The 14,575-nt window shown below is 68.9% G+C and carries 14 protein-coding genes; 3 read left to right on the top strand and 11 right to left on the bottom strand.

All coding sequences use genetic code 11. From position 1 onward, the window contains the following. Positions 1-63: 63 nt before the first annotated feature. From pcaF to M2421_RS15500, 10 genes are all read right to left on the bottom strand, one after another. Positions 64-1,272 (bottom strand): 3-oxoadipyl-CoA thiolase, encoded by a 1,209-nt coding sequence (pcaF, locus tag M2421_RS15545; RefSeq protein ID WP_259208621.1) that lies wholly within the window; start codon positions 1,270-1,272, stop codon positions 64-66. Positions 1,273-1,279: 7 nt separating this feature from the next. Then, positions 1,280-1,927 (bottom strand): 3-oxoacid CoA-transferase subunit B, encoded by a 648-nt coding sequence (locus tag M2421_RS15540; RefSeq protein ID WP_259208371.1) that lies wholly within the window; start codon positions 1,925-1,927, stop codon positions 1,280-1,282. Beyond that, positions 1,924-2,613, bottom strand: coding sequence for a 3-oxoacid CoA-transferase subunit A (locus tag M2421_RS15535; protein WP_259208368.1), 690 nt, complete (start codon positions 2,611-2,613; stop codon positions 1,924-1,926). Before M2421_RS15535 ends, M2421_RS15540 begins: the two co-directional genes overlap by 4 nt. Positions 2,614-2,763: 150 nt before the next feature. Then, positions 2,764-4,038, bottom strand: coding sequence for an MFS transporter (locus M2421_RS15530; protein WP_259208367.1), 1,275 nt, complete (start codon positions 4,036-4,038; stop codon positions 2,764-2,766). Between the two features lie 97 nt (positions 4,039-4,135). After that, complete coding sequence (aroD, locus tag M2421_RS15525) at positions 4,136-4,987, bottom strand: type I 3-dehydroquinate dehydratase (protein WP_259208366.1); 852 nt, start codon at positions 4,985-4,987, stop codon at positions 4,136-4,138. Further along, complete coding sequence (locus M2421_RS15520; protein ID WP_259208364.1) at positions 4,987-6,282, bottom strand: carbohydrate porin; 1,296 nt, start codon at positions 6,280-6,282, stop codon at positions 4,987-4,989. Before M2421_RS15520 ends, aroD begins: the two co-directional genes overlap by 1 nt. Before the next feature lie 20 nt (positions 6,283-6,302). Beyond that, positions 6,303-7,805, bottom strand: coding sequence for a right-handed parallel beta-helix repeat-containing protein (locus M2421_RS15515; RefSeq protein ID WP_259208362.1), 1,503 nt, complete (start codon positions 7,803-7,805; stop codon positions 6,303-6,305). A gap of 287 nt (positions 7,806-8,092) precedes the next feature. Beyond that, positions 8,093-9,658, bottom strand: coding sequence for a protein adenylyltransferase SelO (locus M2421_RS15510; RefSeq protein ID WP_259208360.1), 1,566 nt, complete (start codon positions 9,656-9,658; stop codon positions 8,093-8,095). Between the two features lie 37 nt (positions 9,659-9,695). After that, on the bottom strand, positions 9,696-10,388 hold the full coding sequence (locus tag M2421_RS15505; RefSeq protein WP_259208358.1) for a glutathione S-transferase: 693 nt from the start codon (positions 10,386-10,388) through the stop codon (positions 9,696-9,698). A 142-nt stretch (positions 10,389-10,530) separates the two neighbouring features. Next, complete coding sequence (locus M2421_RS15500; RefSeq protein ID WP_006451993.1) at positions 10,531-10,740, bottom strand: cold-shock protein; 210 nt, start codon at positions 10,738-10,740, stop codon at positions 10,531-10,533. A gap of 300 nt (positions 10,741-11,040) precedes the next feature. On the opposite strand from M2421_RS15500, the gene M2421_RS15495 reads away from it, so the two are divergent. After that, on the top strand, positions 11,041-11,517 hold the full coding sequence (locus tag M2421_RS15495; protein ID WP_259208350.1) for a YaiI/YqxD family protein: 477 nt from the start codon (positions 11,041-11,043) through the stop codon (positions 11,515-11,517). Positions 11,518-11,584: 67 nt separating this feature from the next. Here M2421_RS15495 and M2421_RS15490 read toward each other — a convergent pair whose 3' ends face one another. After that, positions 11,585-12,445: a pseudouridine synthase gene (locus tag M2421_RS15490; RefSeq protein ID WP_259208349.1), complete on the bottom strand. Its 861-nt coding sequence runs from the start codon at positions 12,443-12,445 to the stop codon at positions 11,585-11,587. Positions 12,446-12,747: 302 nt separating this feature from the next. Here M2421_RS15490 and M2421_RS15485 point away from each other — a divergent pair, with 302 nt between their 5' ends. After that, on the top strand, positions 12,748-13,299 hold the full coding sequence (locus M2421_RS15485) for a YaeQ family protein (protein WP_259208348.1): 552 nt from the start codon (positions 12,748-12,750) through the stop codon (positions 13,297-13,299). A gap of 10 nt (positions 13,300-13,309) precedes the next feature. Further along, positions 13,310-14,494 carry an NAD(P)/FAD-dependent oxidoreductase gene (locus tag M2421_RS15480; protein WP_259208347.1) on the top strand — a complete coding sequence of 395 codons (1,185 nt, stop codon included), beginning with the start codon at positions 13,310-13,312 and terminating at the stop codon, positions 14,492-14,494. Positions 14,495-14,575: the final 81 nt, after the last annotated feature.

Here is a 14,575-nt window from a genome sequence, read left to right as displayed (position 1 = left end):
TGGCACCGGCACGCTGCCATGCAAGGCGGGCAGCGGCCGTGAAACAGGAAGAAGGCACGCGGTTCACACGCGTTCGATGGCCAGCGCAACGCCCTGGCCGACACCGATGCACATCGTCGCCAGGCCGCGCCGTCCACCGCCGGCCTCCAGTTGGCGCAGCAGGGTCAGCGCGAGGCGTGCACCACTCATGCCCAGCGGGTGGCCGAGCGCGATGGCGCCGCCATTGGCGTTCACGTGCACGGCATCATCGGCAAGGCCCAACTCACGCAGGCAGGCCAGGCCCTGCGAGGCAAAGGCTTCGTTGAGTTCGATGGCGTCGAAGTCGCCGATCGACAGCCCCAGCCGCGCCATCAATGCGCGGCTGGCCGGCACCGGGCCCATGCCCATCACCGCCGGCTCCACGCCTGCGCTGGCAAAGCCGAGAATTCGTGCGCGCGGGGTCAGCCCCAGCGCCTGCACCTGCGCGCCGGAGGCCAGCAGCAGGGCCGCCGCGCCATCGTTGATGCCCGAGGCATTGCCGGCGGTGACGGTACCCGGCTGACGGAACAGCGGTTTGAGCTTGCCCAGCGCCTCCATCGTGGTGTCGGCACGCGGGTGTTCATCGTGCTCCACGCGCACGCTTTCGCCGCGCTTGCGGCCCGGCGCATCCACCGCGACGATCTCGCCCTCGAAGAAGCCACGCTGCTGGGCCGCGGCGGTGCGCTGCTGGCTGCGCAGCGCGAACGCATCCTGGTCATCGCGTGAAATCGCGTAGCGCTCGGCGACATTTTCCGCGGTCTGCCCCATGGTTTCCACGCCGTGCAGCTCACGCAGGCGCGGGTTGATGAAGCGCCAGCCCATCGTGGTGTCTTCCAGGATCTGGTCGCGTGCGAATGCGCTGCCCGGCTTGCCCATCACCAGCGGCGCGCGCGACATCGACTCCACGCCACCGGCGATGGCCAGCCCCAGTTCGCCGGCGGCGATGCCGCGGGCCACCGTGCCGATCGCATCCAGGCCCGAGCCACACAACCGGTTGATGGTGCTGCCCGGCACGCTGACCGGCAAACCGGCCAACAGCAGGCTCATCCGCGCCACGTTGCGGTTGTCTTCGCCGGCCTGGTTGGCGCAGCCCAGGTACACCTCCTCGATCAGCGCCGGGTCCAGCTGCGGGTGGCGCGCCAGCAGCGCCTTGATCGGGATCGCGCCGAGGTCGTCGGCACGGATGCCCGACAGCGCACCGGCATAGCGGCCGATCGGGGTGCGGATACCATCGACGATATAGGTTTCCTGCAGGCTCATGTCAGGCTCCTTCACGCATCTGCAGCGGCAGGCCGGTCAGGTCGCGCAGCTGCGCCAGCGTCACCCCGTCGACCATCTCCAGCACAGTCGCGCCGTCCTTGCCCAGGTCGAACACGGCCACGTCGGTATAGACCCGCGACACGCAGCGCAGGCCGGTCAGCGGATAGCTGCACGCGGCCACCAGCTTGCTCTGCCCCTGCTTGGTGAGCAGGTCCATCATCACGAAGACCTGCTTGGCACCGATCGCCAGATCCATCGCACCGCCTACTGCCGGAATCGCATCGGCCGCACCGGTGCTCCAGTTGGCCAGGTCGCCTTGCGCCGACACCTGGAACGCGCCCAACACGCAGATGTCGAGGTGGCCGCCGCGCATCATCGCGAACGAATCGGCGTGGTGGAAATAGCAGCCGCCGGTGAGCAGCGTCACCGGCTGCTTGCCGGCATTGATCAGGTCCGGGTCTTCCTCGCCGGGCGCCGGTGCGGGGCCCATGCCGAGCAATCCGTTTTCCGACTGCAGGAAAATGTCCTTGTCGGCCGGCAGGAAGTTGGCCACCGTGGTCGGCAGGCCGATGCCCAGGTTCACGTACGCGCCTTCCGGGATGTCACGGGCGACGCGGGCAGCCATCTGTTCGCGGCTCAGGCGGTTCATGCGCGGGCTCCTTCAGCGGCGGATGCAGGCAGTTCGACCACGCGCTGCACGAAGATCCCCGGGGTGACCACCGCTTCGGGATCGAGCTCGCCCAACGCCACCACGGCGTCGACCTGGACGATCGCGCAGCGTGCGGCCATCGCCATCAGCGGGCCGAAGTTGCGCGCGGTCTTGCGGTACACCAGGTTGCCCCAGCGGTCGCCCTGGTGGGCCTTGATCAGCGCGAAGTCGGCGTGCAGCGGGTACTCGAGCACGTAGTGGCGACCGTCGATTTCGCGGGTTTCCTTGCCCTCGGCCAGCTCGGTGCCATAGCCGGTGGGGGTGAAGATCGCGCCCAGCCCGGACCCGGCGGCGTGGATGCGCGCAGCGAGGTTGCCCTGCGGCACCAGCTCCAGTTCGATCTCGCCAGCACGGTAGGCGGCATCGAAATGCTGCGAATCGGCCTGCCGCGGGAACGAACAGATGATGCGTCGCACGCGCTTGTGCTGGATCAGCGCGGCCAGCCCGCTGTCGCCGTTGCCCGCGTTGTTGTTGATGATGGTGAGTTCGCGCGCGCCCTGTGCGATCAGCGCATCGATCAGCGCGTCGGGCATGCCGGCGGTGCCGAAGCCGCCGATCATCACCGTGGCGCCGTCGTGGATATCGGCCACCGCTGCGTCAGCGCTGGCCACGGTCTTGTCGATCACTGCATTGCTCCTTGCCGCGCACTGCGATGCACGGCCACGTGCGGGAAGACTCTGGAAGCGACCATGGTGCGGAGCGCGCCCTGCACGGTCAATCCGATATTCGGCCACTTGATTCGATAATCGCACATCATTGTCATTTTCCCCGGGCGCTCAGGTGCGCGTCTGGCCAACGCCGACACGCAGCCCCAGGCACGCCCAGGCGGCCAGCGCCAGCGGCAGCGCGCACAGCACGTACAACGCCGCCGGCGACCAGCCTGCATCGACCAGCAGGCCCACGCTGAGCGGTGACAGGATCGCGCCGACGCGCCCGATGCCAATCGCCCAGCCGAGCCCGGTGGTGCGCACGTCTGCCGCGAACACCACCGGAGCCGCTGCATACAGCCCGGCCATCGCACCGAACAGCGCTGCGCCGATCACGAAGGCGATCGGGAAGGCAATCTCCAGACGGGTGTTGAAGCCGGCGAACAGCAGCATCGCCAGCATGGCCAGCAGCAGGCTCGCCGCGGTCAACCGCGACAACGCCCAGCGCGAGGCCAGCCAGCCAAACAGGCTGCCGCCGACGATGCCGCCGAGGTTGAGCAGCACCCCGCCGGTGATGCCCTGCTGCGCCGAGACACCGGCCGAGACCAGCAGCTTGGGCGTCCAGCTGAGCACGAAGTAGAACGCGAACATGTGCAGGAAGAACGCCATCGCGATCAGCACGGCCACCTTGCGCAGGTCGCCGACGAACAGCGCCGCATAGCCCTTGCGCCCATCGCCACGCACCGGTGCCGGCGGCAGCGCCTGCAAGGCCGGCATGTGCATGCGGGCCAGCAGTGCGTTGAGCCGCGGCAAGGCATCGGCCGGGCGCCGCGCGACCAGGAAGTCCAGCGATTCGGGCAGGCACTTCAGCACCAGCGGGATGCACAGCAGCGAGGCACCGGCCCCGATCAGGAACACGCTGTGCCAGCTGAAATGCTCCAGCATCCAGGCTGCCAGCAGGCCGCCCAGGGTGGCGCCGATGGGGTAGCCGGTGGCCTGCATCGCCACGGCGGTGCTGCGCCATTTCGCATTGGCATATTCGGCGGTGATCACCCCCACGCCTGCCAGCATGCCGCCGATGCCGATCCCGGTGAACACGCGCAGCGCGCCGAGCTGCCAGGCGTTGGCCGCCAGCGCCGAGGCGGCCATGCCGAGGGTGAGGATCACCAGGCAGACGATGATCATCGGCCGGCGGCCCCAGCGATCGGCCAGCGGCGCGAGCAGGAACGAGCCCAGCGCCATGCCGACCAGCCCGGCGCTGAGCATGACCCCCAGCACCTTGCCCGACAGTGCCCAGTCGGCCGACACATGCGGCGCGGTGAAGGCCATCACCATCACATCGAAGCCATCGAGCATGTTCAACAGCACGCAGATGGCGATGGCGGTCCATTGGAAGGAACTCATCCGCTCCAGAACGAGCGGTGGAGCGGAGGCGCTGGCGTGGCTCATGCGGGGGTCCTGCGACGACGTCGTGCGGAAAAAAACATCCGGCGGGGAGGCCTCATCGACCGGCCTTGCTGGAGGCGTGGATGACCTGGAGCACCGATTGCAGTTGATCGACCTCGACCTGGCCCGGCGCCGAGGGCGTGCCGATCATCCCGAAGGTGAGCGCCTGGCCGAAGGTCTCCCCGGCCAGCCGCGAAACCACGCCCGTGCCGCCCATGGACATCGTCAGCAGCGGCTTGCTGCTGCGCTGGCGCACGTCCCAGGTGGCCTGAAGCAGGGTGAGCACGTCGCCGGCGTCCTGCGGCATCACCGCGATCTTCAGCACGTCGGCACCGAGCGCTTCCTGGCGCAACAGGCGCGCGACGATCTCTTCGCGCGCCGGCGTCGCGTGGAAGTCATGGCTGGACATCACCACCTTGACCCCGGCCTTGTGCGCCTGCGCCACCAGTGCGGCCACCCGGGTCGGGTCGCGGAACATCTCCACGTCGATCAACTGGGCGAAGTCGCCGCGCAGCAGCGTGCTGTACAGCGCCGCATAGTCGGCATCGCTGATCGGCTTGCTGCCGCCTTCGGCCTGGGTGCGGAAGGTGACGATCATCGGCTTGCCCTGCAGCGCGCGCGCGATGCGCTTGCCGAGCGCGACCAATGCCTTGCCGTCGGTGGCGATGTCCAGGTAGTCGATGCGCCACTCGGCCACATCCGTGGACGGGCTGGCCGCGATCGCGGCGGCCTGCTGCAGGGCGAGCTCGGCAGTGGCCCCGGTGATCGGCACGATGGTGCGTGGTGCCCCCTCGCCGATGCGCAGCGCGCCAACCTGCAACGGGGTCACCGGCACGGGGGCGGCCTGGGCGATGGAACCGACGCCGCCGAGCATGGCGGCCAGGAACAAGCGGGTGAGTGCGCGCATCAGAAGGTGACCTTGGCTTGCACGCCCAACGCCCACGCGTTGTCGGTGCGGGTGTAGGCGAACGTGCCGGGATTGACGATGTACTGCACGTCCGGGCGGATCATCAGCCAGGGATTGACCTGGATGCTGTAGGACAGTTCGAACAGCTCTTCGGCCTGGCTGAGCTGGTACAGCGGCGAATCCAGCGGCACGCCCATGTCGGCCAGGTTGGCGCGGCGCGCGCCGACCAGGCGGCGGTTGATGTCCGCGCCCACGTACCCCAGCGCGATGCTGTCCTGCGCACGCGCGCCGATGCCCTGGTAGACGCCGCCGAGTGCATACCAGCGGCGGATCTGCGCGGTGTCGGTATCCGAGACCATGTACTGCGCGAACGCGGTGAGCCCGCGCTGCGGGTCGCCGGCTTCGCGGGTCAGGCGCTGCTCGGCCAGCACGTAGGCGCCATGGCGGCCGGTGGTCGGCGAGGTATCCAGCCCGCGCTGGGCCACCCGCGAGGTGTCGTAGTACCCGCCGAACTTGTACACGCCCGGATAGGTACCGCCCTTGGCCGGGGTCCAGGTGACTTCCAGCGGGATCAGCGAACCGGTGGTGCCCGAGACGAAGGGCCGGAACGCGTTGCGTTCGATGTTGCCGCCCAGGTTCGGATTGACCTGGAACCAGCCGGTGCGCACGTTCACCGCCGGGCTGATCTGCTGGGCCACTTCACCGCCCCAGCGTGCGGTGGGATAGTTGTACCAGCCGCTGTTGCCCGACATCGCCAGCGGATGCGCGCAGAAGGCGGCGTTGACGAAGTGGGTCAGCAGGCTGTGCACGCCGAACTGGTTGCCCATGGCGTAGTAGCCCAGCTTGAAATACGACTGGCCGGCGTTGAAGGTCTGGTCGTAACTGGCCTCGGTGAGGCGGGTGTACTGGCCGCCGTAGGCTTCCTGGATCGGGAAGCGGTTGCCGACCAGGTCGGCCGAGGTGCTGTTGCCGCGGCGGTCGTTGAGGGTCACGTGGAAGGCGCCGCCGTCCCACCCCGCCAGCCGGCCCATGTCCAGGTCGATGCCGACCCGCACCTGCTGTGCGTAGCGTGCGCCGGTGCGGCCATAGCCGCCGTCGACCACGCCCATCGCCTCGCCCACGTAGTCGCCGCGGAAGCGGATGCCCTGCTCGTCCAGCGCGGTGCGGGTACCGCCCCAGTCGCCGGTCAGGGTCTTGCCGTCGTAGCGATTGCTGTCCTGGGCCTGGGCCCATGCGGGCACGGACAACGCGGTGCACAGTGCGATGGCCAGGTACGTCGGGGTCGGAGTACGCATCGGGATCTCTCGGGGTCTGGTCAGCGCAGCGACAGCGGCGCGCTCAATGGGGAGGTGGCACCCAGCGCCGACGTTGCGGTGGCGGTGAGCGTGGCGATATCGGTGGTCGCCGGCAGGGCCAACGTGAAGTGCCCTTGGCCGCGCGCGTCAGTGACTGCCTCGGTGCTGCCCAGCAGGCGTTCGGCCTCGCTGCCGTTGGCGGCACGGTTGCCGAACACCTCGAGCTGGTAGCGCTGCCCCGGCACGCCCTGGAAAACGCCCCGCAGCGTGCGCGCGGCACCCTTGCCCTGCACGGCCTGCAGCACCGGCGCGGCCTGGCCCAGATTCGGCACCGGTTGGCAGCCGGTGGTATCGGCCGCGCTGCAGATGCGGGCGCGCTTGGCCGGATCGTTCTCCACCCCACGCCCACGCGAACCGACGAACGCGGCGTGTTCCAGCCCCGGCACGCCGAACACGATCGCCCCGCGCGCCTGGCCCTTGACGCAGGCGCCACCGGCTTCGCAACGCTCGATCGGCAGCCCGTTGCCGACCATCACGTTCGCGCTGAACCGGTTGGGTGCGCTGACCGGCTGCGGCCGCACTGCGATGCCGATTCCATTGCCGCTGATCGTGTTGCCGTCGACGACGTTGTCGCTGCCGGTGATGCTCAGCCCGATCGAATTGCCGGTGAAGGTGTTGGCCGCGATGTAGTTGCGGTTGCCCCAGTTGATCTGCAGGCCGTCGGAGTAGTCGACGAAGCGGTTGCGCACCACCGTGTTGTCGTTGCCCCACAGGATTTCGATCCCCTGCGACGGCTCCGGGTTGGCGGCGGTGGACTGGAAGAGGTTGTCGGCGACCAGGTTCCAGGCCGCGCCGCGGGTGAGCTCCAGGCCGTCGCCGTTGTCGAGGAACTGGTTGCGCACGATGCGGTTGTGCACCGTCGTGGCAGCGGTGGACTGGCCCTTGCCATCGTCGCCGGTGAGCATGATCCCGGCACCGCCCTTGTTGGCGACGATGCGATTGTCGTGGATCTCGCTGTGGCTGCTGCGGTTGATCAGCACGCCGATGCAGAAGTTGCGGATCTCCAGCCCGCTCAGCTCGACGCCGCGCGTATCGCGCAGGACCAGGCCGGGCAGCGTGGTGGTGCGGACATTGGTGCCGGACTGGCCCGGCTCGGCGCCCGGGCAGGCATCGGTGCCGGTGCCGGTGACATAGGCCGAGCCGTCGATGGCGACGTACTGGCCATCGTGGGCCCAGGGCGTGCCGACGATCTGCACTGGCCCGACGATCGCCGGCAACGGCGTGGCGGGGCGGATCACGTACGGCGCCTCGCCCACTGCGGCGATCTCGATGCGGTAGCGCCCCGGCGCCTGGTTGGCGGTGCCGATCGCCCAGCGCAGCGAGCCGGGCGCAGCGTCATCGGCATAGCGGTCCACGTGCAGCACCTGCAGCGCCTCGCGCGGCGGCTCGGCCTGGTAGGCCTGGGCCAGCGACGGCAGCAGGGCAAGCAGGGACAGGGAAACGACAGACAGACGGCAACGCATGCGCAGGCTCCGCACAGGGAAAGGGACTCCGGCGGTCTTTCCCCTGCACCTGGCTTCAGTACCGATGGGCACTGCCCTCGCCCGCCAGGGGTGGATCGCGTGGAACGGAATTGAAAGTAGGTTTATCGCACCGCACCATTCAAGTGCGTTTATCGACTGCGCGTGCGATTATCGAACTTATCCGCTACGACCATTGTCGTAGACCGCGGTGCGGCAGCGTCCACCGTCCGTCGGCCGGCCTTGCCGCGCAAGGCCCGGAGCACGCATCCCGGTGTTTTCAGTGTCGATCAGGAACTGCAGGACAGCATCGAGCAGCCGGCCTTGTCGCGCGCCCATTCAGGTCGCTTGCCGGCGTAGTGTTCGCGGCCGGGCTGCAGGTCATACGGATGGCGCAACACCGCCTGCAGCGCGTGCACGCCGCCGAGGTCGCCCTGCTCGGCGCGCTCGATCGCTTCCTGGGCCAGCCAGTTGCGCAGCACATACCGTGGGTTGGCCGCGGCCATCTGCTGCTGGCGTGCCTGCGCGTCCAGCGGGTCGTCACGCAACCGGGCCGCGTACTGCTGCAGCCAGGCCTGCAACGCCGGTAGCACGGCATCACGGCGCTCGGCGTTGTAAAAGGCCTCCTCCAGCACCGTCACTGTCGGCGCCTGCGGGTCCACTGCCATCAACCCCCGGAACGCCAGGGTCATGTCCATCTCGCCGTCCTGCAGGATCTGCAGCCAGGCCGCGCGCAGGGCCACATCGTCCTCGCGGCACTGCGCCAACCCGAACTTGGCGGCGATGTCCTCGCGCTCGCGCCGCGCATGGACCGACTGGAAATGGGCCAGGCCCGCGTGCAGCGGGGCCACGTCGTCGAACAGGGGCGACAGGGCCTGCGCCAGCCGGGTCAGGTTCCAGTACGCCACCTGCGGCTGGGTACCGAAGCGATAACGTCGGCCCTGCGCGTCGGTGGTGTTGGGGGTCCAGTCCGGATCGTAGTCGTCCACCCAGCCATACGGACCGTAATCGATGGTGAGGCCGAGGATGGACATGTTGTCGGTGTTCATCACCCCGTGCACGAAGCCGACCCGCATCCAGTGCGCCACCATCAGCGCGGTGCGTTCGCAGACCAGGGCGAACCAGCGGGCATGGCGCTCGGTGCCGGCATCGGCCAGTTCGGGGAAGTCGCGCGCGATGCAGGCATCGGCCAACTGCCGCAGCAGCGCCACGTCGCCGCGCGAGGCGGGCAACTCGAACGTGCCGAAGCGGATGAACGACGGCGCGACGCGACAGACGATGGCGCCCGGCTCGGGGCGTGCGTTGCCGTCGTAGAACATGTCCCGCACCACGCGGTCGCCGCTGCCGACCAGGCTCAACGCGCGCGTGGTCGGCACGCCGAGGTGGTGCATCGCCTCGCTGCACAGGAACTCCCGGATCGACGAGCGCAGCACCGCGCGCCCGTCGGCACCGCGCGAATACGGGGTGCGGCCAGCGCCCTTGAGCTGCAACTCCCAGCGCGTCCCCGCGGCGGTGACCAGCTCCCCCAGCGAGATCGCGCGCCCGTCGCCGAGCTGGCCTGCCCAGTGACCGAACTGGTGGCCACCATAGTTGGCCGCCCACGGCTGCATCCCTGCATACAGCGCATTGCCGCCGAACACGCGGGCAAAATCGGAGCTGCCGGTGAGATCCGGGCCCAGCCCGAGCAGCGCGGCAACCTCCGTCGACAGCGCCAGCAGCTGCGGGTCGGCGACCGGGGTCGGCAGCACCGACGACCAGGCCGCGCCGCGCACCTCACGCACCCGCGGGCCGGTTTCCGTGTCGCCCGGGAGTGCCTCGATGAAACGGTTGTCGAACTGCAGGGATGGGGTGCTCATCACCACGAAATGGGGGCGCCGCGACGCCCCCGCAAGCTCAGGCGGTGCCGGCGCCCAGGTCCAGCGCCCCGCCCCGATCACTGGCGCGCTGATAGGCCGGACGCTGCTCGATGCGCTGAAGGAAACCCTGCAGCTTCGGGTAGGCCTGCATGCCGCCAGCGCGCGAGGCGGCGGCCTGGATCGGGAAGCTCATCTGGATATCAGCCGCCGTGAAGCGCTCGCCGGCAAACCACGGCGACTGGCCCAGCTCACGCTCCATCCATTGCAGGTGCAGCGTCAGCTGCGGGCCCACGAACCGCTTCATCACCTTGTCCACGATGCCGCGGGCGATCGGGCGGGCGAAGAACGGCATCGGCGCCTTGCGCACCCGGGCGAACACCAGGCTCATCAGCAACGGCGGCATCGCCGAGCCTTCGGCGTAGTGCATCCAGTAGCGGTAGCGCAGGCGCTCGCTGGCCTGCGCGGGCAGCAGCTCGGGCGACAGCTGGCGGCCACTGTCATAACGGTCGGCCAGGTACTCCAGGATCGCCCCGGACTCGGCCAGCACCAGTGCGTCGTCCTGCAGCACCGGCGACTTGCCCAGCGGGTGGACCTCGCGCAGAGACGGCGGGGCCAGCCAGGTCTTCGGGTCGCGCTGGTAGGTCACGACCTGGTACGGCAGGCCCAGCTCTTCGAGCATCCACAGCACGCGCAGCGAGCGCGAGTGGTCCAGGTGGTGCACTTTGATCATCGACGCGTCCGCAGGGTTCAAAGCGTCATCGTAACCGGCGGGCGGCCACCACGATGTCGTTGCCCGGCACGCGCGCAATAAAAAACGCCGGAAGCTTTCGCTTCCGGCGTTTCATTGCAACCTGACGGTAGCGGGGGGTCGATTAGACCGCCTGCACCTGGTCAGCCTGCATACCCTTCTGGCCCTGCACGGCGACGAAGGTCACCTTCTGGCCTTCCTGCAGCGACTTGAAGCCGGTGCCCTGGATGGCACGGAAGTGCACGAAGAGGTCCGGGCCGCTTTCCGGGGTGATGAAGCCGAAGCCCTTGGCATCGTTGAACCACTTGACGGTGCCGCTCTGACGATCAGACATGTACAAACTCCTGAAACAATAGTTGAAATAATCGCGGCCGCCCATTGTGGGCGCCGAGACTGAGTTGCAGGCGTTGGTAAAGCGGATCGATGAGCAGATCGTGAGATCAACTGCACCAGGCCACGATTCACGGTGACCCTAGCAAACACAGTGTGGGGGACGATACTCGTGTTTTACCGAAAAAGCGATAGCTGGTTTATTCAGCCATCCCCCCGTCCCGCCTGACGCGACAAGGGATTGGCCCATCCTACACCAATTCATCGCGCCTATTCAGACTTTTCCTACCTTAAGATCAGCCAAATGCCCGATTCAAGTTCTGCCACCCGCCGCATCTGGGTCGACGCCGACGCCTGCCCGGTGGTGATCCGGGACATCCTGTTCCGCGCCGCCGAGCGGGTGACGATCCCGCTGACCCTGGTGGCCAACCACGGGCTGCGCGTTCCGCCCTCGCGGGTGATTCGCTTCCTGCAGGTGCCGCCGGGCCTGGACGTGGCCGACAGCGCCATCGTTGCGCGGGTGTCCGCCGGCGATCTGGTGGTCACCCAGGACATCCCGCTGGCTGCGCTGGTCCTGGAAAAACGCGCCGTGGCACTCAACCCCCGCGGCCAGCTGTATACCCCGGACAACATGGCCGAACGCCTGTCGATGCGGAACTTCATGGAGGAATTGCGCGGCGCAGGCATCCAGACCGGCGGCCCACCGCCGCTGGGCCCGCGCGAGCGCCAGGCCTTCGCGGCGGAACTGGACCGCTGGCTGGCGCAGCGTTCAGTGCGCTGAACGGCAACGGCGCCGCCCGGCCCCCCGACATTGCCACCCGCCGTAGTGCCGGGCCGCAGCGCGCGTACTAGCCGAGGCGGAGGGCGCTGCTGAACCGCCTCTGCGCGCCATCCAGCGGATCGGCAAACGCCAGTTCCCGCGCCAGCAGCTGGAGCGGCCCCGCCCCCTCGCCGGGCGCATCCTGGCGCAGGTACGGATACAGGTCGTCGCCCACGATCGGCGCGCCCAGCGCCGCCATATGCACCCGCAACTGGTGCTTGCGGCCCGATTCGGGGTGCAGCCGGTAGCGCCACAGCGGCCCCTCGGCGGCGATCACTTCGATCCGGGTCCGCGCATTGGGCGCACCCTCGGCCTCGGCCATGCGGAAGAACGGCTCCCCCGGCACCAGCCGGCTGTGCCGTTCCAGCGGGAACACCAGCCCGGGCAGTGCCGGGGCCAGCGCCTCGTAGGTCTTGTCGATGCGGCGCTCGCGGAACAGGCGCTGGTAGGCATCACGGGTTGCCGGCCGGGTCGAGAACAGCACCAGCCCCGCGGTCAGCCGGTCGAGCCGGTGCAGCGGCACCAGGTCCGCGTTACCAGTCCGCGCGACCAGCCGCGCCAGCAGGGTTTCGCGCACGTGCCGGCCAGCCGGGGTGACCGGCAGGTAATGCGGCTTGTCGGCCACCAGCAGGTCCGCATCCTGGTAGAGGATGGCGTCGGCGAACGGAATCACCGCCTCGTCGACCACCTCACGGAAGTACCGGATCTCCAGCCCCACCTGCCAGGGGCCGTCCGGGGCCAACGCCCTGCCCTGCGCATCCTGCACCCGGCCACGCGCGAAACGATCCGCCCATTGCGCGCGGTCGATCCGCGGGAAGCGCGCACACAGCCCGTCCAGCAGGGTCGGCCACGGCCCAGGCGGCAGCTGCAGGCGGCTGGGCGCGGTCACGCCGGCGCCCCGCCTAGGTCTTGCGCGTCGGCGGGCAGGCGGGCCACCGCCAGCAGGTGCCGCCCCGCCCCGTGGGCGGTCAAGACCACGGCCGCAGGCACGCCGGCACGTGCCACGCGCACGCTACAGGGTGAAGGTGGCGCCATCGATCTGCAGGCAACGGGGACGGGGCGTGGCATGGACCGGGCAACCAAGGGCGGCAGGCAGCGAAGCGTGCCACCAATGGCGGCGATGCAGAAGCACCGCATCGGACACCCCGGGGGCAAACCACTATCATGGTCCTCTTTGCTCCCGGTATCCCCATGGCCCTCACCGCCACCATCCGCAAGGCCGAACTGCAGATCAGCGACATGGATCGCGGCTACTACGCCAGCCATTCGCTGACCCTGGCCCAGCATCCCTCCGAGACCGATGACCGGTTGATGGTACGGCTGCTGGCGTTCGCGCTGAACGCCGACGACCGCCTGGAATTCGGCCGCGGCCTGAGCGTGGACGATGAGCCGGACCTGTGGCGCCGCGACTACACCGGCGACATCGAGCTGTGGATCGAACTGGGCCAGCCGGACGAGTCGCGCCTGCGCAAGGCTGCCGGCCGCGCACGCGCGGTGCAGCTGGTCACCTACGGCGGCCGCGCGGCCGATATCTGGTGGGATCGCAACGCCTCGGCGCTGAAGAAGCTGGCGGTGCTGGAGGTGATGGACCTGCCGGGTGAGTTCGTCACCGAATGGGGCGCGCAGATCGAGCGCACCATGCAATGGGACGTGCAGATCCAGGACGGCGAAGTGCAGCTGACCTCCGACAAGGCCCAGCTCAGCGTCATCCCCACCTGGCGCAAGCAGAAGCCGCAGGCCTGAGTCCGCTGCGATGTCCGTGATCCGATGCGATGTACTGGTGATCGGCGCGGGCGCGGCCGGGCTGATGTGTGCGCTCACCGCCGGCCAGCGCGGGCGCATGGTGCTGGTGATCGACCATGCCAACAAGGTCGGCAAGAAGATCCTCATGTCCGGCGGCGGGCGCTGCAACTTCACCAACACCGGCACCACGCCGGCCAATTTCCTCTCCGCCAACCCGCACTTCTGCAAGTCGGCGCTGGCCCGGTACACGCCCTGGCACTTCATCGAGATGGTCGAGCGCCACGGCATCGCCTACCACGAGAAGGAACTGGGCCAGCTGTTCTGCGACATCTCCTCCAAGCAGATCGTGCGCATGCTGATGGACGAATGCCAGGCAGCCGGGGTGCAGGTGCGCACCGACTGCGCGGTGACCGACGTCCAGCGCGGCGCCGATGGTTTCCACGTGACCACCGCGCAGGGGCAGTTCCATGCCGCCTCGCTGGTGGTGGCCACCGGCGGCCTGTCCATTCCCAGCCTGGGCGCGACCGGCTTCGGCTACGACCTGGCCCGCCAGTTCGGCCATGAGGTGCTGCCGACCCGCGCCGGGCTGGTGCCGCTGACCCTCAGCGGCACGCACCAGGAACGCTTCAACGACCTCAGCGGGGTGGCGCTGCCGGTGACGGCGCGCTGCAACGACGTGGCCTTCAGCAATTCCATGCTGATCACCCACCGCGGCATCAGTGGCCCGGCGATCCTGCAGATCTCCTCGTTCTGGCAGCCCGGCGACGCGCTGCACCTGGACCTGCTGCCGGGCCAGGATGCCGAGGCCTGGCTGCAGGCGATGAAGCGCGACCGCGGCGCGGCCGAACTGCGCACGGTGCTGTCCGAGGTGCTGCCGCGGCGGCTGGCGCTGCGCCTGTGCGAGCACTGGCTGCCGGACCGTCCGGTCAAGCAGATCGACGCGCCGCAGCTGCGCCAGGCCGCCGCCCTGCTGCAGGCGTTCCCGCTGGTGGCCAGCGGCACCGAAGGCTACCGTACCGCCGAGGTCACCCTGGGCGGGGTGGACACCCGCAAGGTGTCCTCCAGTACGTTCGAATCGCAGTTGGTCCCCGGCCTGCACTTCGTGGGGGAAGTGCTGGACGTGACCGGCTGGCTGGGCGGCTACAACTTCCAATGGGCCTGGGCCAGCGGCCACGCCGCCGGCCAGGTGGTCTGACCTCTCAGTGGATCCGTGACCGGCTACCGTTTGCCGCATGGACGTATCCACACGCATCGTGTATCAAGTTTGCAGTCCGGG

Origin of the sequence: Stenotrophomonas sp. BIGb0135, assembly GCF_024810105.1 — a bacterium.
Classification (GTDB): Bacteria; Pseudomonadota; Gammaproteobacteria; order Xanthomonadales; family Xanthomonadaceae; genus Stenotrophomonas; species Stenotrophomonas maltophilia_AB.
This window is presented reverse-complemented; position numbering and strand designations above follow the sequence as displayed.